This window comes from Dyadobacter subterraneus (assembly GCF_015221875.1).
GTDB classification, from domain to species: Bacteria; Bacteroidota; Bacteroidia; order Cytophagales; family Spirosomataceae; genus Dyadobacter; species Dyadobacter subterraneus.
In genome coordinates, this window is the sequence record NZ_JACYGY010000002.1 from 166,556 (window position 1) to 189,676 (window position 23,121).

General features: G+C 40.5%; 15 protein-coding genes. 10 read left to right on the forward strand and 5 right to left on the reverse strand.

Annotated elements, in window-relative coordinates; genetic code table 11:
• The first annotated feature begins 4 nt into the window (after positions 1-4).
• Positions 5-2,431 (forward strand): alpha-glucuronidase family glycosyl hydrolase, encoded by a 2,427-nt coding sequence (locus IEE83_RS26030; RefSeq protein ID WP_194123684.1) that lies wholly within the window; start codon positions 5-7, stop codon positions 2,429-2,431.
• A gap of 23 nt (positions 2,432-2,454) precedes the next feature.
• On the forward strand, positions 2,455-3,261 hold the full coding sequence (locus IEE83_RS26035) for an HpcH/HpaI aldolase family protein (RefSeq protein ID WP_194123685.1): 807 nt from the start codon (positions 2,455-2,457) through the stop codon (positions 3,259-3,261).
• Positions 3,262-3,334: 73 nt separating this feature from the next.
• Here IEE83_RS26035 and IEE83_RS26040 read toward each other — a convergent pair whose 3' ends face one another.
• The gene (locus tag IEE83_RS26040) at positions 3,335-4,348 is read right to left on the reverse strand and encodes a nucleoside hydrolase (RefSeq protein ID WP_228102081.1); all 1,014 of its coding nucleotides are present in this window, start codon (positions 4,346-4,348) and stop codon (positions 3,335-3,337) included.
• Between the two features lie 149 nt (positions 4,349-4,497).
• On the opposite strand from IEE83_RS26040, the gene IEE83_RS26045 reads away from it, so the two are divergent.
• Entirely contained in the window at positions 4,498-6,102 is a 1,605-nt protein-coding gene (locus IEE83_RS26045; protein ID WP_194123686.1) for an amidase, read from the forward strand.
• A gap of 59 nt (positions 6,103-6,161) precedes the next feature.
• Here the strand turns inward: IEE83_RS26045 and IEE83_RS26050 are convergent, their stop codons facing one another.
• Positions 6,162-11,540 (reverse strand): S8 family serine peptidase, encoded by a 5,379-nt coding sequence (locus IEE83_RS26050; protein WP_194123687.1) that lies wholly within the window; start codon positions 11,538-11,540, stop codon positions 6,162-6,164.
• Between the two features lie 337 nt (positions 11,541-11,877).
• On the opposite strand from IEE83_RS26050, the gene IEE83_RS26055 reads away from it, so the two are divergent.
• Positions 11,878-12,651: a shikimate dehydrogenase family protein gene (locus IEE83_RS26055; RefSeq protein ID WP_194123688.1), complete on the forward strand. Its 774-nt coding sequence runs from the start codon at positions 11,878-11,880 to the stop codon at positions 12,649-12,651.
• On the opposite strand, the gene ribD is transcribed toward IEE83_RS26055, so the two are convergent.
• Entirely contained in the window at positions 12,648-13,715 is a 1,068-nt protein-coding gene (gene ribD / locus IEE83_RS26060; protein ID WP_194123689.1) for a bifunctional diaminohydroxyphosphoribosylaminopyrimidine deaminase/5-amino-6-(5-phosphoribosylamino)uracil reductase RibD, read from the reverse strand. The genes IEE83_RS26055 and ribD overlap by 4 nt on opposite strands.
• A 93-nt stretch (positions 13,716-13,808) precedes the next feature.
• Here ribD and prmC point away from each other — a divergent pair, with 93 nt between their 5' ends.
• Positions 13,809-14,672 carry a peptide chain release factor N(5)-glutamine methyltransferase gene (gene prmC, locus IEE83_RS26065; RefSeq protein ID WP_194123690.1) on the forward strand — a complete coding sequence of 288 codons (864 nt, stop codon included), beginning with the start codon at positions 13,809-13,811 and terminating at the stop codon, positions 14,670-14,672.
• A 192-nt stretch (positions 14,673-14,864) separates the two neighbouring features.
• Positions 14,865-15,818, forward strand: a complete 954-nt coding sequence (locus IEE83_RS26070) for an AAA family ATPase (RefSeq protein ID WP_194123691.1) — start codon at positions 14,865-14,867, stop codon at positions 15,816-15,818.
• Between the two features lie 18 nt (positions 15,819-15,836).
• Here IEE83_RS26070 and yidD read toward each other — a convergent pair whose 3' ends face one another.
• The gene (yidD, locus tag IEE83_RS26075; protein ID WP_194123692.1) at positions 15,837-16,046 is read right to left on the reverse strand and encodes a membrane protein insertion efficiency factor YidD; all 210 of its coding nucleotides are present in this window, start codon (positions 16,044-16,046) and stop codon (positions 15,837-15,839) included.
• Positions 16,047-16,096: 50 nt separating this feature from the next.
• On the opposite strand from yidD, the gene lgt reads away from it, so the two are divergent.
• Both lgt and IEE83_RS26085 read left to right on the forward strand, forming a co-directional pair.
• Positions 16,097-16,927, forward strand: coding sequence for a prolipoprotein diacylglyceryl transferase (gene lgt, locus IEE83_RS26080; protein ID WP_194123693.1), 831 nt, complete (start codon positions 16,097-16,099; stop codon positions 16,925-16,927).
• Between the two features lie 94 nt (positions 16,928-17,021).
• Positions 17,022-17,639 (forward strand): hypothetical protein, encoded by a 618-nt coding sequence (locus IEE83_RS26085; protein WP_194123694.1) that lies wholly within the window; start codon positions 17,022-17,024, stop codon positions 17,637-17,639.
• A 135-nt stretch (positions 17,640-17,774) separates the two neighbouring features.
• Here IEE83_RS26085 and IEE83_RS26090 read toward each other — a convergent pair whose 3' ends face one another.
• Complete coding sequence (locus tag IEE83_RS26090; protein WP_194123695.1) at positions 17,775-18,314, reverse strand: RNA polymerase sigma factor; 540 nt, start codon at positions 18,312-18,314, stop codon at positions 17,775-17,777.
• A gap of 613 nt (positions 18,315-18,927) precedes the next feature.
• Between IEE83_RS26090 and IEE83_RS26095 the strand changes: the two genes are divergently transcribed.
• Both IEE83_RS26095 and IEE83_RS26100 read left to right on the forward strand, forming a co-directional pair.
• Complete coding sequence (locus IEE83_RS26095; protein ID WP_194123696.1) at positions 18,928-20,850, forward strand: PfkB family carbohydrate kinase; 1,923 nt, start codon at positions 18,928-18,930, stop codon at positions 20,848-20,850.
• Positions 20,847-23,105 carry a ligand-binding sensor domain-containing protein gene (locus IEE83_RS26100; protein WP_194123697.1) on the forward strand — a complete coding sequence of 753 codons (2,259 nt, stop codon included), beginning with the start codon at positions 20,847-20,849 and terminating at the stop codon, positions 23,103-23,105. The genes IEE83_RS26095 and IEE83_RS26100 overlap by 4 nt, the downstream gene beginning before the upstream one ends.
• Positions 23,106-23,121 lie beyond the last annotated feature (16 nt).

Here is a 23,121-nt window from a genome sequence, read left to right on the forward strand (position 1 = left end):
GATTATGCATAAGTCCATTTTTAGCTTTTTATTCATTACATGCTTTTTTTCGCTTACCCAAAATGCAAAAGCGCAAAAACTTGACCTTTCAAAGGCACAGCTATATACGACTGTTTCGGATAAAAATACTTTACTGAGAAGTTTGGAAGTTTTGCAAAATGAAGTTGAAAAGCGCAGTGGTATCAAATTTCAAATTGTCAAAAAATTGCCAAAATCAGGACAGGAAACTATTATCGTTGCCCTTGAAAATGATATTCCAAAACTCGCAGATTCCTATAAAACATCTCTGAATAAATTGCCAGAAATTAAAAGTGAAGGCTTTAAACTTTTGGTTTTACCAACGGAAAAAACCGTTCTGATTGTTGGAAAAGATGCAAGAGGAATTTTATATGGTGTTGGCCGTTTGTTACGGAATATGGAAATCCGGCAGGGGGAAATTCATGTTGAAGAAGACCTCGCCATAGCTACCAGTCCGCGCTATCCGATTCGTGGACATCAGCTTGGATACCGGCCAAAAACCAATGCTTATGATGCATTTTCTGTCGCAGGATTTGATCAGTATATCAGGGATCTTTCACTTTTTGGTGCAAACAGTATTGAAATTATGCCGCCAAGAACGGATGATGATTTCACCAGTCCGCATATGAAACTGCCTGCAATCAAAATGATTGTTGAACAATCCAGAATTTGTAAAGAATATGGCTTGAATGTTTCCATCTGGTATCCTAACCTTGGGAAAGATTATGCAAATCCGGATTCAATCAAAAAAGAACTGAAAGAAAGAGAAGAAATATTTTCCATTCTGCCAAAACTCGATGCTGTTTTTGTACCGGCCGGCGATCCGGGAGATCTGGAACCGGATGTTCTTTTTGCCTGGCTTGAAAAAGAAGCCGTTTTACTAAAAAAATATCATCCAAAGGCTAAAATCTGGGTTTCCCCACAAGTTTTCCGTCCGACGCAAAAGTGGTTTGATGCGTTCTTTTCTCATGTCAATAAAGAATATTCCTGGTTTGGCGGAGTCGTTTTTGGTCCCTGGATAAAATTGCCGGTGCAGAAAATCCGGGAACTTGTAAAACCTTCCATTCCCATTCGTCATTATCCGGACATTACCCATAATTACAGCTCTCAATATCCTGTCCCAAATTGGGATCTGGCTTATGCGATGACGCTGGGAAGAGAAAGTATCAATCCACGCCCACACGATGAAAAAGCAATTCATAACGCTTTTGACCAATATGGCGTTGGCAGTATCAGTTATTCGGAAGGAACAAATGATGACGTCAACAAATTTGTTTGGAGCGACCAGGATTGGGATCCGGAACGGCCTGTAATTGAAACACTTCGCGATTACGCACGTTTGTTCATAAGCCCGGATTTTACAGAAACTTTTGCACAGGGAATTGTCGCGCTGGAAAATAACTGGCGTGGTGAGTTACTTACTAACGAAAGTGTAGACCGGACCTTACTGCAATGGCAGCAAATTGAAAAACAAGCACCGCTGAAAGTCCAGCAAACTGCACGTTTTCAAATGGGATTGATCCGAGCGTATTTTGACGCTTATACCCGTCAGCGTTTAATTTATGAAACTGCCTTAGAATCGCAGGCGAAAGAAATTCTGGAAAATGCAAAAACCGGAACATCGTTAGCATCAATTCAGCAAGCAAAAGGCATTTTGGAAACTGCCTGGAAAAAACCGATTTTATTAGACTATCAGGCGAAATGTCATTCCCTGGCAGATTCATTATTTAAAAGTATCGGCGCACAATTGACTATTAAAAAACATGGCGCCATGTCTGGTCGGGGAAATTTTATCGACTTGATCAATATGCCGCTCAATGATGCGCCCTGGCTTTTGGATCAGTTCGGACAAATTGAGAAAATATCCGACGAATCTGAAAGACTGAAAAAAATTCATGAAATGCTGCATCGCACAGATTCCGGTCCTGGTGGTTTTTATGATCATTTTGGAGATTCTAAAAGCTGGCACCGGGTTGTTCAGAATCTGAGCTGGAAAGAAGATCCGGGAAGTTTGCTGTCGCCCAGAACAAGTTTTGGCGTTGGATTAGTTGGTGAAGAATGGGTGGATGAAATTCAGGCAACCGGATTTAAAGGACAGGTAACGCCGCGTGTCTGGATGAAACAGGTAAAAACTTTGTACGACCAGCCGCTGAAAATTCATTACGATGAAATTGATCCAAAAGCTGATTACCGCATCCGTATCGCCTACACCGGAAGATTCCGTTCGCGTATGAAAATGACGACGGATGATGGCCAGACCGTTCATGATTTTATTCAAACGGGAGAAACGCCGATTTATGAATTTGATGTACCGAAAGCGGCTATTTCAGACGGTGAAGTCACTTTCATCTGGAACTGCGGCGAAGGAGAAAGAGGATCTCAGGTTACTGAAATCTGGTTAATTAAAAAATAAATATCTTACAACAAGATTGTCAAATGGGACTTTTACAAAAATTAAAAAACGGCGAAAACGTATACGGAACCTGCATCACATCAACAGGACCAATGTGGCCTGCTGCCATCAAACGCACCGGGGTAGATTTCGTTTTCATCGATACTGAACACATTCCATTAGGAAGAAATGAACTAGCGGTTTTATGTCAGCAATTCCGTGCTTTGAATATTACACCGATCGTGCGCATTCCGTGTCCGGATCCGTTTCTGGCTTGTCAGGCTATTGATGGCGGCGCATTAGGTATTGTAGCTCCGTATCTTGAATCGGTTGATCAGGTTTTGGAACTGGTTGGCGCGACAAAATATCGTCCGCTAAAAGGAGAATTGCTGACAAAATACCTAAACGGAACTGAGCCGATTCCCGAGATTGTAAAAAGTTATGTTGAGAATCACAACGCTGAAAATATTTGTATAGCCAATATCGAAAGTGTTCCGGCGATGGAAAAACTGGACGATTTACTGTCAGTAAAAGGTCTGGATGCCGTTTTTATCGGTCCGCATGATTTATCGGTAAGTCTGGGATTACCGGAGCAATATGACCATCCTGATTTTGAAGCGGCCGTTAAAACGATAATCAAAAAAACCAGAGCCAAAGGACTTGCCATTGGTATTCATTTTTCTTTGGAACCTGAACGCCAGATTCAGTGGATTAAGGAAGGAGCCAATATTGTCGTTCACAGTTTTGATGTGGCACTTTTCACACAGCGTTTGCGCCATGATTTTGATATCATTAAGGATGCTGTGGGTGATGCAAAAAACCAGGCTGATAACACTGCTATGGTCGTTTAAATCTGTTATCCAAAGAAAAAGCGGACTTGCTGATTTCAGGCAAGTCCGCTTTTTCTTTTCCGGGAATCATAAATTATTTGCCTGCTCCCTGAAACATCATCAAAGATTCTATCACCATAGTCAATTCCTTAAACGGCATTTCTGGTGTCAGGTAGGCATGTGGCCCCATGGGATCGTCGCTCCATGAATTCTTTCCTCCATTCATGATCATTTTCCCTCTTTTCAAATCAAAATAATGCCGCGCTCCGCGGATACCTACGAGCACAGCCGTCTGATCCCAGCTCATTCTGCCTTGCTCGTCGTCCTTACTTTGCGGCATTGACAAGGCATAAACGTCTTTTACCGGACTTTCCAGTTTTTGATCTGCAACCAGGCGTAATCCGGTTTTAATTTCCTTTCCTATTTCAAAACCACTGAAAATAATTTGTGTCGGCCATTTTGTAAATACTTTTTCCGCAGCTGTTGAATCAATATATACATTAAATTCCCTGCCATTTGGAAAAGCTCCGGCCATGGAAACCAGCTCTTTCACTTTTCTTTTCACCAGATCCATACCGGATAATTTCGAAATTTTGTCAGGCTCCGATTCTAATAAATTAGCCAGATTAGTAAGAAAACCAATCGTAACAATTGTAACACTTTGATCTGGCTGAGAAGCCAGAATTTTACGATATGTCTGGATCGCATCCGGTGTTTCGTCAGTCGATTTGATTTTATGGGGATACTTTGCTGCCAGCATCTCCGGCCATTTTTGTGATGCACCCATATCCGGCGCCTTACCTTTTGGACCGGCAATAGGCAATTCCGGTCTGCCGAAATAAGTGTTCAGGATTTCTATTGCTGGTGCGACCAATGTGTTTTTATTACTGGCTATTACAGCCAGCGGTTTCACTTCACCCCGATCTGCCAGCACATGCATAACCGCCATTGCACCAACGTCGTCATAATCGGGACCAATATCAGTATCCAGAATCATCGAAACTGGCTGGGGACGGGAAATTTGTGCAAAACAATGGAGATTTCCCAAAAGAAAAACGAATGCTAAAAAGTACTTCATTTTGATAGAAAGGATGTATTGCGATTTCATAAGCTCAATCAACTAAACAGAAATAAACCTTATTTATACTTTCGGATAAGCAGGAAATTCTGTTGCAGATTTTAATATTTTTCATGTAAAAACATAATCAGGATCGGACGAAAAGCCTGTATATTTAGATTCACTCTTGTCACAGCTCTATGAAACGCAGAAAATTTATTCATACAGGTTCATTTGCCGGTTTGTCACTTTTTGGTATAACCCTGTTTGACTTCAAGTCTATAACAGATCATCCGAAAAATAGTGCCCAAAATGTAACTGACTTTAAACTTAATGAGCTGACTGTTGATGATCTGAAAACGATGATGGAAACCGGGAAGGCTTCTTCTCAATCTTTGGTAAAACTATACCTGGAACGCATTGCTGAAATTGATAAAAAAGGTCCCGGAATAAATGCGATCATTGAAATAAATCCGGATGCACAAAAAATTGCAGCTGAACTGGATAAGGAAAGAGCAGCCGGAAAAATCCGTGGACCATTACATGGAATTCCTGTTTTATTAAAAGACAATATTGACACGGCGGACAAAATGCAAACCACGGCCGGATCCATCGCTTTAGAAGGAAATATTGCCAAAACGGATGCTTTTGTCGTGAAACAATTACGCAATGCGGGCGTAGTAATTTTGGGAAAAACAAATCTTAGCGAGTGGGCAAATTTCCGCTCCGACCGGTCTTCCAGCGGATGGAGCAGTCGTGGTGGACAAACGAAAAATCCTTATGTATTGGATCGTTCTCCCTGCGGTTCGAGCTCAGGTTCTGCTGTGGCTGTTGCTGCAAATTTGTGTGTAGTTTCGGTAGGGACTGAAACGAACGGATCCATTGCTTGTCCGGCTTCTATGAATAACGTTGTAGGTATCAAGCCAACAGTCGGATTGGTTAGCAGATCAGGTATTATACCGATTTCTAAAACACAGGATACCGCGGGGCCGTTTGGAAAAACCGTTCGGGATGCTGCGTTACTTTTAGGTGGAATGACTGGAATTGATGTAAATGATGAAGTGACTGCCAGCAGCAAAGGGAAATCTTTGACTGACTATACGCAATTTTTAAAAGCAGACGGTTTACAAGGAAAAAGAATTGGTATTGAAAAAACTTTTCTGAAAAAACACGAAGGTGTAGATTCTCTTTTTAAGGACGCAATCGATTTAATGAAAAGTAAGGGTGCTATACTTGTTGAACTGGAATTTGTCAAGATAACAGATCTGGGAAATTCCGAAGGCCCATTGCTTCAATACGAATTTAAAGATGGTTTGAATGCTTACCTCAGCAAAGCAAACGGCAAAGTAAAATCACTGGAAGAGCTTATTAAATTCAATAACGACCATAAGGAAAAGGCAATGCCCATTTTCCCTCAGGATCTTCTGGAACTTTCACAAACGCGGGGTGATTTGAAAAGTGCCAAATATCTTGAAGTTCATGAAAAAATAATTGGTGTCAGAAAAATTATTGACCAGCATTTAGACGAACAAAAACTTGACGCATTGTGCGGCCCGGCGACTGGCCCATCCTGGTGTATTGATCCGGTAAACGGTGATTTCTGGACAGGTTATGGGTCTTACGGTCCGGCGGCGATGGCGGGTTATCCTTCCATTACGGTTCCGATGGGATTGGTAAGAGAAATCCCAATTGGGCTTTCGTTTTTGGGAAGATCTTATGACGAACCGGGACTTTTAAGTATTGCTTATGCCTATGAACAATCTTCGAAAAAACGAACTGCGCCGAAATTTATAAATCATATTTAAAAAGCACCTGAACTATAAAAAACGCACAAGCCAATTCTTTCGGCTTGTGCGTTTTTACTTTAATTCGAAGATTTCATCACCCTGAATACTTCTTTTTTCTTTCCTGCTACCACTTCAACAAGATATAGACCCGGAGAAAACTGTGAAGATCCCAGATTAATCTGATGCTTTTGAATGGATCCGTTTGCGGGCAAATTATTTTTTGATGAATATCTTCCTGTCAAATCAATAACATTCACAGAAACCTGCTCACCAACATTTGCCTGATATACGATGTTAAAAATATCTTTGGAAGGATTCGGGTAAACCTGCCATGAAATTGTATTGTCAAAAACAACGGAAACTGCTTTTGAATACTGGAAGGTTTCATCGAGGTCAACCATTTTCAAACGATAATATCTGACATCCGATTTGTTGGCTTCATAATCTACAAAAGAATAATGTTGGCCGGCTTTGGGACTTCCGTCGGCTAAAACATCTCCAAGTTTTGTAAACTGACCGAGTTTTAAAGCATCATTTCCTTTCGCCACCTCAACCTCAAAATGGCTGAAATTAACTTCTGCTGAGGTTACCCATTCCGTAATGACATCAGGAGAAGAATCCGCACCTTCTTTTTTTCTTGCTGTAAAACTGAGCAATTCAACAGGCAACGGCGTTACAACACCCATCGTTTCCTTACTAAGCCAGAATTCCGAGAGATTTTTAACCTTGAATTCCGCATAATATCCTTTGTCGAAAGGTACCTTTTTTACTTTTGGTGCATTGATAAATAACCAGCCGGAGCTGTTATTATTAGCAACATTTCCGTCTTCATTGGCGTCGTTGGTATCGCTGTATTTTGAAATCCCAAGTTCTACCGCCGACGCAGGTTTCCCGCAAGTACTGCAACCCGTAGCACTAATTAGCTTTTCCATTTCCGTATCAAGAAAGTAAAAACGGACCGTTACAGAATCTGAAAGGATATAATTGGTTGGTTTGATCGTGATATTTCTATTGCCATAATATTGTCCGTTAGTGTAGCGAATGGACGAACCGGAGTTCATATATACCCTTACATCCGTAGCACCAAGATTTTGGTTGTTTGCATACACAGAGGCAATTAGCGCGCCGTTGGAAGTATAATTTACCCACTCCTTATCCCCGGCAGAACTTACCGCTGCTACGGACATACTTGATCCGTCATAGATATTGTTACGGTTGTCATAAATATGAATATCGTCAATCGCGATTCCTTCGCGGGTAATGTCTCCGTCGGTTTTTACTACAAAACGCAGGCGCAAATTGGCGCTACCAGCTGGTAAAGCAATGGTTGCCACATGCCAGCGCGTGTAATCCTGGATACTCCATGCATTGTTGTTTGTGTAAGTTTTATTGTACCAGTTTGTTCCAATATTGTTTGCACCAAGCCGGCGCCAGGTTATTCCGTCTGTGGAATATTCCATATAAGCAACATCACAGGCTGCTTTTCCGCAATCTTCAAAATCCAGTGCCACATTGAAACTTAAAGTTGGCACAACCATACCACGAACGTCAAGACAAGGCGAATACAAATATGATGTTTCGTTTACACTATAAGATCCGGCCAATCCTGTTTTCCAGGCTTTTGTTCCACTTGCAGCACTGCTTATTTTGGTAGATGAAGGTGTGCCGTAAGCCAGAGAAACGTTTGTTCCGCCTGTATACCAATATCCGCTTCCTTTTTCAAAATCTTCCAGATATGGGAAGGAAGAAATGATTGGAGAATTGTACATTTCTGTAATAATGACGTCGTTGGAGCGGTTGGAATCTGATGACAAATCTGTCCAGACTTTGACAGTATGCGGGCCAGGGCCAGACAAATCCGCAGTGGCCGTGAACGTATAATCCACACTCGTTTTTCCGCTTAGAGATGTAATTGCTTCCGTAATAATAGCACCATGATCGATCTGGAATTTTACCGGAATTTGAGAAAGATTATTGGCAGAATTATTACGAACCGTAACTTTAACAAACTCGGAATTTCCCATTCCACAACCGCCAACAGGATTGTTCAGACTAACAAGTTGGGCGTCATTGGAAACCTGGAACAGCTGAATATTATCAAAACTATATCCAGATCCGTTGTATACATCCGAAACCAGAAGTTTGCCAAATTGTCCCCAGCGGATCTGGAAACTTGGAGAAAATGACTTACCATTTGCCGCCAGAATGTGACTTATTTCAATATCAGCGGATAATTTATAACCTTCGGTAACCCCGCTTTGATTGGTAAAAAGATTATAAACTTCAATCCACGCATCAGTATCTTTTCCTCTTATCCAAACCTTGTTATCTGCACTGCTGGCTTCTCCGTGATTTTTGTATCTGAAATTCATCCGGATATCATCCGAAGCAGCATTGAAAGCAGATAAATTAAATGTGGCATCCAGATAATTCGTATTTCCATCAGCCATGTAGCGATCAGTATCCATGGTAAGTGCCCGGTTTCCGGAATAAGCTACACCGGAATTGACAAAAGTCCGGATACGTCCGGAAGCCGTACTTCCTGTAAAATCGTAACGATCCGAGCCGGAAAAACCCATTTGTCTGGTGAAATATTCCTGCTGCGGCAATGCTTCCATATCATCAGAAAATGGCATTGTCACACTGGCATTGCTTAATTGGACAAATGTTTTGGTGAGTGAATTATTTGCTGCAACGGCATCACCAGCTTTATTTACTACTACTTTCAACACGTAAGATCGGGTAGCTGAAAGATCAGTGGTTACGTCAAAAGTATGGTCATAAGTACCTCCTGCACCGATAACAGGCGAAATCGTCTGCTCTCTTACAAGATTATTGTCCAGATAATAACTGACATTGAAATTCTCGTTACTGCTTGCGTCATCCAGATTTTTTATTCTGATTTTAACACTTGTTGAAGCCGATAATTCGGTGGATGTCAATTTCCGACCGGAGGATGCAGGTGTAAGAATTGCATCAATTTTTAAATCATTATCTGACATCGTTCCCGCACAACTTCCGCTATCAGGTTTTCTAGACAAGGCAATTCCTCTTCTTCCAGGATTTCCATTGATACGCGCTCTAACGGTTACCCAATAAGTTTGATCTTTTGACAAACCGCTGAAAGTATAATTGTTGTCAGTTGTTGTTCCGACAGAAACCATTTCATCACCTTGCAGCATCATAACCTCATAATCGGTAGCACCTGGAACCGCATCCCAGTTCATAGCAATATATCCCTCGCATTGAACAGGATTTAACACAGGTGCAGGAACGCCGACAATAGTAAAAGCTTCACTGGTAGTCACCTGATTTGTACCATTTTTTGTAATCCTTATTTTCGCCTGACTCGTGGTTACGGAAGGAATTGTCCAGCTTAACTGACGAAGGCTTGCATCAACGGCCGTGTTGATATCAATCCAGGAAGAACCGTTATCAACAGAATATTGAACAGAAAATCCATTTGAATCATTACTATAAGAATCCCAGTTGACGTACATCAACTCACCGTTGGCAACGTGCTCATTTCCGATCGGATAGGTAATAGTCGTTTCAATTGGAACGGCGTCATAAACGATAAAATATTCCTGTCTTGGATTTTGATTTATGGCCGTTCCTTTAATTGTGATCGTATAATTTCCGGCAGCTGGTTTATCAATTACAACCTGTTCAATATTGTTGATATGGTCGGCACCGGTTGTTGCCGGATTATTTACATTCGCAGGAGCAGCGTCTAAAAGTTTTGGCAAAGTCTTTACTAATGAAGGATCCGTAACTTCAAGATCAAGGTCATTTACCAAAGTCTGGCTCGAAAGGATTGCTGCGGCCGGATCGTTCCAGTACAACATTACTTTCAGCTGCGCAGTATTTTCAGGGACTGAAATGGTATGTGTTTTAGAAGATCCATTGGTCAGAGAATCATTCGCATAACTTTTACTTTCCAGCATTTTTACTGAACGCAAAAGATTTACCCAGCCAAAACCATATTTATAATCCGGCCCTGCATTTCCCTTATCTATTCCTCCATTACATACTAATGCTTTTATCAATCCATTTTTTGGGTTGGCGCCACCATTCAACTTTCTGTATTGTTGATATAATAAGGCAATACTACCGGTTACTGCTGGCGTAGACATGCTTGTCCCCGATGATAATCCGTATGCATTGGTCGGAATTGTTGATATAATATTTGTTCCCTGCGCAACAATTTCAGGTTTGATCCGACCATCCTTTGCCGGGCCTCTGCTTGAACTTTCTGAAATATTACCTTCCAAGGTTGTATTACCTACGCTGATGATATTTTTTGCACTTTGATATCCTCCTAAAACATTTCCAAAACCTGTTGGAAAAGGGCTGCAAGTATTTGCTCCGCTATTACCTGCTGCAAAAACATTCTCCAGGTAGGGCATCTGAAAAGCCTGTTGATCCAACATTTGCGAATACAAATCATAAGTACCAAATGACTCACAACTGGTCACATCATTGCCGTAAGAATTATTGGTTACCACCATGCCATAATCTTTGACATAAGTGGGTAAAAACGCCAGGATGTTAGAATAATAATGAGCCAGGATAGTAGCCTTTGGAGCATAACCTTTATATTTTTCACTGATAATACCTGCGCCGCCAATGGTTCCCATTACATGCAGACCATGAGATCCACTTACCTCCACAGCTTCCCTGTTAATAATCCGGTTGGTAAAATCTACATGTAAAAGCGGATCTGAATTATCACCAATCCCTATTACAACACCTTCTCCATGCAAATTACGATTTCCGGATGTAGTAGAACCTAGTACATTTGCCCTCGAATTTACAGTGCTATGGTCATTCACAGGTGTATCTTTCTTGGGAACTGCCTGCACATATTGGACAAAAGGAAGTAGAGCCAGTTCGCCTACACGGCTGACTGGTATACGCAACTCCAGTATTCCGTATGTCTTGAAAAGATCAGAAGTGATCGAAAAACTTCTGTTTCTTAATTCATCTGAAACTTCCTGAAACGAAAACGACTTGGGGAAACTTACCCAAACGTCAACTGTACCCGCAACTTTGACTGCGTGTGCTGGAAAATTTCCGTTGGCAAGAGAAACATGCATTTTTTGTGCGGCAGATAATTCGATGACTGATCGCGCCTTAACTCGCTGTAAAGCAGCGGCGGAAATATTTCCGGTGGTCGTTGCAGAATAGGCGTTATTTGGTATATAGTCGAGCAACTGTATTCCGTTTTCGTTTAATTCTCTGGTTTCTGCTTCTGTTGGGATTCCTTCAAACTGTATGATGACAAACGATTTCCGGTTGAGAGAAATCTTTTTACGGTTTAGCTCAGCAACGCCTGACACAGAAATATTTTTCTCCGGGGTGAACGATTCGTTCCTTAATAACAGCCGGTATTGCGCAAATGCAGCATTAGAAATGAATACAACTAATGTGGCAACAAAGTAGAATTTTTTCAATATTACTAATTTTTAAAGTAGAAGTATTTTACTGGGTTAAAATAGAATTACTTCTAATGTCAAATAAAAATTAGTTAGATGCAATATATAGACTAATATTTTTTTACTACAAAAATTCAGAAGTCAGAAACGACTGTTAAATAAATTCAGCGATGAAGTTTTATTTATTATTTAAAACATATTTCCAGACACTAAAATGTGTTTTGTTATTCATGAAAGAGTGAAGTAACTTCGTCGCCTCTAATGGATTTTTTTTCGAAAAACACAATTCATTTTCCACATCATAAATTGCTGATAACCAAACTAAACAGCATTTATGATCCCTAATTAGTTACTTATGGATTTATATGGTTTAATAGGATTTCCCCTGACACATTCTTTTTCCAAGCGTTACTTTTCAGAAAAATTTGTGCGGGAAGGAATCCTGAATTGCAGCTACGATCTTTATGAAATGCCTAAGCTTGAAAACTTGTCGGCATTACTAAAAAGACATCCGGAATTGAAAGGTTTAAATGTTACAATTCCATATAAACAGGAAATAATACCTTTTCTGGACGATCTGGATGATGCATCTGCGGAAAGAATCGGCGCTGTGAATACAATAAAAGTTTTTGCAGACGGCAGCACAAAGGGCTACAATACAGATTATTACGGGTTCAGACAATCCATTTCCGAGTGGATGGACCGCCGCGGAGAAGCCTGCTGTAACTTCAAAGCATTGGTGTTAGGAAACGGAGGTGCAGCACAAGCCGTGAAAACAGCTTTGGAAGATATGAAAACAGAATATGTAGTAGTATCCAGACAAAAAAGTGCGGATTCAATCACTTACGAAGAGTTGACGCAGGAGATTATGGCAAGCCATCTTCTGATAATTAATACTACGCCGCTGGGTACTTTTCCTAAAACTGAGACTTGCCCGGAAATACCATATCAGTTTATTTCCAAAGGTCATTTCCTGTACGATTTAGTCTACAACCCTACTACAACGCTTTTTATGAAAAATGGCGCAGCTCAGGGAGCTGTTGTGCATAACGGATTAAAAATGTTGGAAATGCAGGCGGAAAAAGCCTGGGATATCTGGACTTCGGAAGAGGAAATGTGGAGTATTTAGGCATTCAAATAATAACTCCACAAATCATCCTGAACCTTTTCAGAACCTGTCAATATTCCTTTCGGCAGCGGGGCTTTGATTCCGCTGCCGATTGTTTTTAAACTCTGGCACCTTCTTATTTCATCCCACAAACCAGAATCCAGAAACGAAGACAAAACTTTTGCCCCGCCTTCTACGATTATTGATTGAATACCACGTTTATGAAGTTGGTAAAGCATTTCTTCTATTTCATTTTCACCTTCATTTATTTTTAAAAAAGAAGTACTGAAATTTTCTGAATATCTTTCAGGGACCGTAACAGGAACCGTTTCTTTATTATAATTAACTACAATCGTTGGTTGTACGTTATCGAATAAATTTAAAGAATCCGGAAGTTGAAGATTTCGATCCAAAACAATTCTTACCGGATTTCTCCCTTCCCAATTACGGACATTTAGTTTCGGATCATCATTTAACGCAGTATTATAGCCGACTAAAATTGCATCTTCTTCTGACCTCCATTTATGCACGCGCATGCCTGAAAATTCACCACTAATCTGAATGGGTTCACCGTTTTTTCCACCTATAAAACCATCAGCAGTTTCCGCCCATTTTAAAATAATATAAGGCCGTTTTTTTATAAAACTTGTAAAAAAACGTTTGTTTAATTTCAACCCTTCATCAGCCAAAACATCACAAACCACCTCAATTCCAACTGATTGTAAAAGTGAAATTCCCCTGCCAAAAACCAATGGATTGGGGTCTCCATTACAGATAACTACTTTTTTCACATTTTTACTGACAAGCAAATCTGCACAGGGCGGCGTTTTTCCGGTATGCGAACAAGGTTCTAATGTTACATATGCAGTGGCTTCGGAAAACAGATGCTCATTATTCCTTTTGATCACATCTTCAACCGCACGCACCTCCGCATGCGGGCCACCATATTGCCGGTGCCAGCCTTCTCCGATAATCTCGTCGTTATGTACAATCACGCAGCCAACCATGGGGTTGGGACTGACACTTCCACGGCCATATTCTGCAAGCAATAATGCCCGCTGCATCCACTTGATATCCTCATTCATTTGACAAAAATACAAACCTCGTTTCAAACTCAACTTTCGTGAGTTCTTATAATTTGCTAACTTTCCGACATCAGAATAAAAAATCAACTAAAAATGACTTCGGCTCGTCAGTTATATCAACATATTGTTAGTGGAATTAAAGTTTATCCGCCTAAAGAAACCCAGGCCATAGCGTTCATGCTTCTGGAACATTATATGCGGTTAAGAAATATCGACGTGCTCGTTGATCGCCCTGTTCCTGAAAATACTGCACAGCCTGATTGGGAAGGAATTATCGAGCGGTTGAATAACAACGAACCTGTTCAGCATATTATAGGTTCAACAGAATTTTGCGGACTGGAATTCCGTGTTTCATCATCCGTTTTGATACCTCGTCCGGAAACAGAAGAACTTGTTCAGATGGTAACGCGCGATTACGCTGAACCTGATAAAGACGTTTCCATTCTTGATATTGGTACAGGAAGTGGCTGTATTGCCATTGTTCTGGCCCGTTTTCTTCCACATGTAACTGTTCACGCCTGGGATGTTTCGGATGAAGCACTTTCTGTGGCTCGTGAAAATGCGAGACAACTCATTGCAGATGTGCAGTTTGCAAAACAGGATATGCTGAATGTAACATTCCCATTACCTGGAAATATTATCAAATTCGATTGTCTGGTGAGTAATCCGCCTTACGTAACATACTCGGAAGCAGAAACTATGCGTCCTAATGTACTTCGTTTTGAGCCGCATGAAGCACTTTTCGTAGAAGACAGCGACCCGCAATTATTTTATAAAGCGATTGCCGATTTCGGTGTTCATCACCTTAAAACCGGCGGAAAATGTTATGTAGAAATTAACGAACATTTTGGTGCAGGAACAAAACAGGTTTTTGAAGAAAGAGGCTATAACAAGGTAGAAATTCTTCGTGACATCCACGGAAAAGACAGATTTGTGCGCGCGGTTTGGGATAAATAATTGAAGGTCAAAACAGATTTTTGATATAATTTATTTGTCTGAATTCAATCCCGAAGGGATGACATTATTATAGCAGTGATCTGACCTTGCGATCAAAAAACCCCGAAGGGGTGGCATATGATTATCAACCAATTGTCGACAACATAAAATTCTTTCCTAAACCCCGGAAATCCGTGGTAAAATAAACACTACATGTATTTAGAAAAGGTAAAAGAAGTACTTGACGAAATGAAAAAGGTAGTGGTTGGGCAGGACAGACTGCTCAACCGATTACTAATAGGACTTTTTACCGGCGGACACATCCTTCTGGAAGGTGTTCCCGGACTAGCCAAAACATTGACGATCAACGTAATGGCAAAAGTGCTTCAACTGGATTTTCGCCGTATACAGTTTACTCCCGATTTATTACCGGCCGATTTAATTGGTACGATGATCTACAAACCAAAAATCGGAGATTATGAAGTAAAAAAAGGTCCGATTTTCTCCAATATTATTCTTGCTGATGAAGTTAACCGCTCTCCTGCAAAAGTGCAATCCGCACTTTTGGAAGCGATGCAGGAAAAGCAGGTCACAATCGGCGACCAGACTTATTTTCTCGATAAACCTTTTGTAGTTCTCGCAACTCAAAATCCGGTTGAACAGGAAGGAACTTATCCGTTGCCCGAAGCTCAGATTGACCGTTTTATGATGAAAGTCTATGTGGATTATCTCAATAAAACAGAAGAACTGGAAGTAATGCGCCGGATGTCGAATATCAATTTTGACTACCAGATCAAACCGATTCTGAACAAGGAAGATCTTTTTGCCATCCGGGAAAATGTCAATAATGTCAATATTTCAGAAACGCTGGAACGCTATATCATTGAACTTGTTTTTGCAACCCGTCGGCCTTTGGATTATGGTTTGCGGGATGAAGCGCGATATATTCAGTTTGGGGTTTCTCCCCGTGCGACAATTTATTTAAACAGAGCGGCAAAGGCATTGGCATATCTGGAAGGGCGCGATTACGTTTTGCCGGAAGATATTAAGGAGCTTGCACCGGATATCATGAACCACCGGATTTTATTGAATTACGAAGCAGAAGCGGATGGCGTAAAAACCACGACAATTATTGATTCAATATTGAGAAAAGTGGCAATCGGATAATTTTTCAATTTAAAATAATCAGGGTACCGGATCATGCCCGTGACCGCCCCAGGGATGGCATCTTGAAAATCTTTTCAATCCCATCGGCACACCTTTCAAAACACCATATTTTCTAATGGCTTCGATCATATATTGTGAGCAGGTAGGCGTATAACGGCATGAATTGGGTAGATACGGTGATAAAACACCCTGATAAATTCGTACCAGTCCAATGAGTAGAAATTTCATTTTGCTTCGTTGTGTAAAGTATTATCTTTGACAATTAACATCATAAACGCATGATTTCCTATATAATTTGGGACGTTAATCCCGAAATCTTTACAATCCCTCAAACTTTGGGTTTTGGCCCGTTTCCCGTTCGCTGGTATGGACTTTTCTTCGCTGCCGGTTTTCTGATCGGGCAACAAATTATGATCCATATCTTCAAAAAAGAAAGAAAACCGCTGGAAGATATTGACGCGCTGACTTTGTACATGGTAATTTCTACTGTCGTGGGGGCCAGAGTCGGGCATTTTCTTTTTTATGAACCCGAAGTATTATTTAAAAATCCTTTGGAAGTCATTTTACCACCATACGCCGGTTTGGCCAGTCACGGTGCTGTAATTGGTATTATCACAGGATTATATCTTTACTCACGGAGCAGAAAAGCCACTGGACAAACCTTTTTATGGATCGCCGACCGCATGGTTATTTTAGTAGCGCTGGCAGGTTCATTTATCCGTTTTGGAAATTTGATGAATTCTGAAATTGTTGGCCGTCCAACCGATGTGCCATGGGGATTCATTTTTATGAAAAACACTGAGTTTTTACAGATCCCGAGACATCCGGCTCAATTATACGAATCCATTTCCTGCTTTATCCTTTTCTTCATTTTACTGGGGTTATGGAATAAATTCAAGGAAAACACACCGCGTGGACTTTTGGTTGGCGTTTTCTTCGTTTGGGTATTCACGTTAAGATTCCTGTATGAATTCCTGAAAGAAAATCAGGAAGCTTTTGAAGCAAATTATGCATTGAACATGGGACAAATTCTTAGTATCCCTGTTGTCATTCTCGGTCTGTATTTTATCATACAGTCTAGAAACAAAACAATACAAAGAGTAGGGTAATTAAAAGGATCGAGTAGTTAACTGCATGATTGTCAAACAGAATATATTTTTTGTTAAATTGCATTTATCCCGAAGATTTTATAAACCTACTCTTATGAAAAACAGATTTATATTATCCCTGAGTCTTGTATCAGTGCTATTTCTTTCTGCTTGCGGAGGCAAAAAAGAAGCCGAAGAGGAAAAAGAAAAAGAAGCACCGGCTAACGCAGTAGAAGCTTTGCAGCAATTTGCCAACAAAGCAAAAACGATGCATAATAAAGAAGCTGTTGACCCGGTTGATTTTAGAAAACTAAAAGAACTATTACCTGAAAAAGCAGAAGGACTGAACAGAACCGAAGCAACCGGAGAAAAAAACGGGGCGATGGGCTTTACAATTTCCCAAGCCGAGGCAAGATATAGTGGCGACGGTGACGCATCTGCTCATGTTGAAATATTTGATACCGGCGGTGTAGCAGGCATTTCTACAATGGCTCTGGCCGCGTGGTCCATGGCTGATATTGATAAGGAAACTGCTACCGGCTATGAAAAAACTACAAAACGGGAAGGTTATAAGGGTTACGAAAAATATGACAATCAAAATAAATCGGGAGAATTAAATGTACTGGTTGCCGATCGGTTTGTTGTAAATGTTAACGGAAATAATCTTTCTGTGGATCAGCTCAAAAGTATTTTAGGCGCAATTGATCTTGATAAGCTTTCCGGATTGAAATAAATCAATCTCTTTAACTATAAAAAAGGAGCCTTTCGGGCTCCTTTTTTGGGTTTAGGAATCTTGTGTAGAGTTATCGGGGTACTAATGGTAAGGTAATACTTGTAGCGTATGGGTAAATAATATTTTTTCGAACATCTATGCTGAAGCAAAATCCACTTTCTCTCTTAATATTTGTTTAGCCTTGACAAGCTGGTTTTTAACTGTATTTTTAGAAATTCTTAAAAATTCAGCAATTTCCTGATACGATTTCCCTTCCTCAATATTTAAACGAAGGATTTGCTTTCTCTTCAAAGACAAAGATTCAACGGCTGTCTGCACCATGAAAATGCGGCGTTCCTTTTCCTCTTTTTCATCATCTGCGGATGCCTTCATGGCCTCCATATATTGCTTGCGCAAAAATTCGCTTTTCTCAATTTTCTTGAAATGATCAAACGCCATATTTCTAAGGCAAGTGAACAGATAAGAATTAAAATTCAGGTCTGGTTTGATCTGCTCTTTCTTCAGCCAAATTTTCACAAATACATCCTGCAACATATTTTCGGCCTCCTCTTCATCTTTCAGAAGCGAGATAGAAAACCGCAATGCGGGCACTTTGTAATAATTGTAAAGTTCTGCAAAAGCGGCTTCATCGCCTTGCGTTACTTTGAGCAGAGTTTTTTCGTCAGGATAGGCCACGTTCGTAAAAGGTTTATGTCAAGGAAACTGGGTCAGGGTTTAAAATCAAAATCGGTCTGATATAAAGTTCTGTATTTAGTTAATATTTATTCTTAAATTAATATAATTAGCAAGATTTTAATTTTTCTGAACAAATCGAACTCTATTAATAACTCAAAAACCGTGTATTGTGAAATAAAATATGCTCAAACACTATATTAACAATTGTATGTTTTGCAATTATAATCTTCTATAATGTTTTGTATTGATGAAGCCCGTAGAATTATGATGATAAATTTACGGTGTGATTTTACAATTGATATCGCAACTTGCGTAAATATATCTTCATTTTGCGCAAAATAGATTTATTTAATAATTCCGTAATAATAATTTCTCAAAAAGGCCACAAATGCTCAGAATCAGACTGTTTTTAGTCTGAAAAAATATTTTTCTTCGGTCGTTTTTTGATTTTGAGAAACAAAATAAAGCATAGAAACACGCATATTCCGAATTAAAAAATCACCAGCTCCGGGATAGTCCAACACATTATATGCCGCGTATATATTGATAAGCTGTACGGTGCTAAAATATATTTAAAAAATTAAATTCCTAAACATAACAATCTGCCTTAGCAATGGATCAAAAGAGAATTGAAAATATTCTGGAAAAAATTTCAACTGTTAAAATTGCGGTATATGGCGACTATTGCCTGGATTCTTACTGGATTATCGACGAGCGGGGTTCCGAGATTTCTATTGAAACCGGTCTGAAAACACAGGCAGTGTCGAGTCATTATTATACACCTGGTGGTGCCGGAAACGTTGTTGCCAATCTTTCAGCCCTGAATCCTGCCAAAATCAAGGTAATTGGTGCCATTGGAAATGATATTTTTGGAAGAGAATTAGATGCGCAATTGCAGGCTTTGGGAGCTGATACTTCTTCACTTTTTATACAACAGGAAAATTTCAATACCTATAGTTATTTAAAACGTCTTATTGATGGACAGGAAGAGCCAAGAATTGATTTTGGTATCTTCAATGAACGCAGTACGGAAACGGACGAAAAAATACTTGATGCGATAGAAAATGCATTAATTGAATATGATGCTGTCATTTTCAATCAGCAGGTTACCGGCAGTATTAATAATGAATCATTCATTGAGCGCGCCAACGCACTTTTTGAAAAATACAGCGACAAAATCGTCATGCTGGATTCCCGTCATTTTAATGACCGTTTCAAGAATACTCATCTAAAAGCAAATGATCGTGAAATAGCATCACTTTCAGGAGTCCAGGTTAGTCCTGACGAAGTTATTCCTGCCGGTGATGTTAAAAAATATGGAAAGGCGGTTTTTGACAAAACTAACAAACCTGTCTTTGTAACATCCGGAGAACGTGGAATTTTGGCTTTTGATGAAAATGGCATTTATAAAATTCACGGATTACAATTAAAAACGAAACTGGATACGGTTGGCGCGGGAGACACAACCATCAGCGCCCTTACATTATGTCTGGCCGCAGGAATTCCTGCTGATGAAGCAGCTGAATTTGCAAATCTGGCCGCTGCCGTCACTGTTCAGAAGTTATATACAACCGGAACTGCGACTGGCGAAGAAATTCTGAAAATCAGCAACGAGCCTGACTACATATACAATGCCGACCTGGCAGAGAATGAACGGCAGGCAGTATATGTTCCGGAAACTGAATTCGAACTTTGCGCTCCGGAAGTGATGGAACGTCTTGGTCATATCCGTTATGCAGTTTTTGATCATGATGGTACGATCAGTTCGATGCGTCAGGGCTGGGAAGAAATTATGGAGCCTGTGATGATGAAATCAATACTTGGAACTCAGTACGAAACCATCGATTCCGGGACTTTCCACAAAGTGCAGGAAAAGGTGAAAGATTTTATTCATAAAACAACCGGAATCCAAACAATTTTCCAAATGGAAGGACTGGTTAATCTGGTTCGTGAATTCGGTTATGTTCCTGAAAACGAAATTCTGGACAAGTTTCAATACAAGGAAATTTACAACGACGGTCTGATGGAAATGGTGAACAAGCGTATGCAAAAACTTGAAGCCGGAGAATTAAGCCAAAGCGATTTCATTATGAAAGGTGCCGTTGATTTCCTTTATCAATTAAAAGAACGCGGCGTAACCATGTATCTGGCCAGTGGAACGGATGCAGAAGATGTGCGGCATGAAGCGGAAATGCTTGGGTACGCCGATTTATTTGATGGAGGAATTTATGGCGCATTGAGAGATTATACCAAGTTTTCTAAAAAGATGATTATTGAAAAAATCATAAAGGACAATAATCTGAGAGGAAATGAACTGGCCGTTTTTGGCGACGGTCCGGACGAAATACGTGAAGGTCGCCGTGCAGGTGGAGTGTCTGTTGGGATAACAAGTAACGAATTGCAACGCTTCGGACACAATCCGGCAAAACGTCCACGCCTAGTACGCGCAGGAGCACAATTGCTGATTCCTGATTTTTCCCAGCACAAAAAATTAATCTCGCTATTATTCCAGGAAAACGTTGACTACGCGTCATGAAATTGTTAAACGCAGTGTTCGGAGAGTTTAGGCGCGGTGTTTCGGGAGTTTTATTTTTGAGTTTTTTGGTTCTTTTTTCTTGTGGGAGAAAGAATGGTTCTGATTTTGTTTATCTGGACAAACCTTTTTGGCAGGAATATCATGAGGGTTACGCTGTTGGTGCTTCTCCTGAATCAAATGACGTTCGCAGTATAGCTGTTGATGATGAATCGAATGTCTGGATTGCTACGGGCGATGGGATTTTTCAGAAAAGACAAGATTCTGCTACCTGGGATTCCATGCTGCCGGAAGATGAAACCGGACCTTCCTTTTCTGTTTTTGTTGAAAATAAAACAATCTGGCTTGGGACGTGGAACGGACTTTGGCGTTATCAAAATAATAAACTGGAACAGATAACCGGGCCGAAAGGTACGGTTTCTGCTATTTGTAAAACTCCCGACGGACTTTATGTTTTAGGACCAAATGGTTTTTGGTTTGATAATGGAAAAGGATTTGTCAAAAAGGAAACAATTCTCCCCAAATCCATTCGTGACGTCATTTCCGATCAAGCTCATGGCCTATGGATCGCTACGGATGTAGGATTATATCATTGGACTGAAAAAGAAACAGAACATGTTTACAAGCAAAAAGAACTGCTTAGCGGTTATGTCAAAGGTCTTGCGCTTGATGCTGATAAAAAGTTGTGGATCGGTGGGTTAGGCGGCGTTACGATCAGAAATGCGGATGAAGTTGAGAAAACTTTACAGCCGGAAAATGGAATTCCGTCCGTCTATGTGACATCTGTAAAATATGCGCCGGACAGTACCATGTGGGTCGGAACGCAAACGGGTGTTGTCCGTTACAAATCTGATGGTTCTCATTCATTGCGTTTCAGCAGACGCTGGCTCATGGATGATCAGGTAAATGATATTGCTTTTGACAAAAATGGAAATGCCTGGATTGCCACGCCAAAAGGTGTAAGTGCGATTAAAAAGAAGAAAATGACTTTGGCTCAAAAGCAGGATTTCTTTAACGATGTTCTGATGAAACGTCATATTCGCGCGCCGTGGATTGCCGGGCAATGCCATCTTACCACACCAGGGGATACGACATTCTGGCTACCGGAGGACGATGACAATGACGGAGAATACACCGGAAATTATCTGGCCATGGAAAGTTTCAGGTATGCGTCTACCAAAGATCCGGAAGCAAAAGAAAATGCAAAAAAGGCTTTTGGCTTTCTGAAATTATTACAGGAAGTAACTGATACAGATGGATTTTTTGCACGTACGATTGTCCCTGCTGATTGGAAAAACGTGCACGATGGCAACAAAATTTTCACCGAAAAACAACTGGCCGACGAACTGGTAAAAGAACCTAGAAATAAACCGGTCGAAGTGCGCTGGCACAAATCAAAAGATGGGAAATGGCTATGGAAAGGTGATACCAGCAGTGATGAAATGTGCGGACATATGTTTGGTTACTATTTCTACTATACGCTGGTTGCTGATGAAAGCGAAAAGAAAATCATTGGCAAACATGTTGGCCGGATTGTCGATTATTTGATGAAACATAATCTTGACCTGGTTGATGTAGATGGAAAAGCAACCCGCTGGTCGGTTTGGTCGCCGGATAAACTAAACCGCGACCCGGAATGGCTACCAGACAGAAACCAGAATTCTATGGAAATGCTGACATTTCTCTTGTTAGCAAATCACATGACAGGCGACGAAAAATATCAAAAAGAATATTTACGTCTGATTGCAAAAGAAAATTACCTTCAGAACATGTCGGAAGTGACAAACCAGAATCCTGCCTGGTTTATTTATTTCGATGTCGTGCTTCAAGCTTACCTCTATCCAATCCTGATCAATTGTGAAAAAGATCCTGAGCGATTGGCTTTCTACAAAACACATCTGGAACGCTGGTTTGAAAAAAGAAAAGGCGATCATAACCCACTGATCAATTTCATCTACTGTTACAGTACCAATAAAAAAGCGGAGCTAAAAAATTCGGTTGATTTCCTGATCGATACACCACTCGATTTGGTCGACTGGCACATTGATCACAGCAAAAGAGAAGATCTGAAAATTGTCAGAAAACCGGTTTTGGAAGACATTCAGGTTGACGCCATGCAGCCTGCAAGTATACGTATGACCGTGCGATGGGATAAAAACCCATGGACTGCAACCGGAGGCGATCCTTCGACAGAAAGAGAACCCGTTTTCTGGCAGCTTCCTTACTGGATGGGAAGATATCTGGGAATGATAAAGTGATTTTTTTATTAGTCAC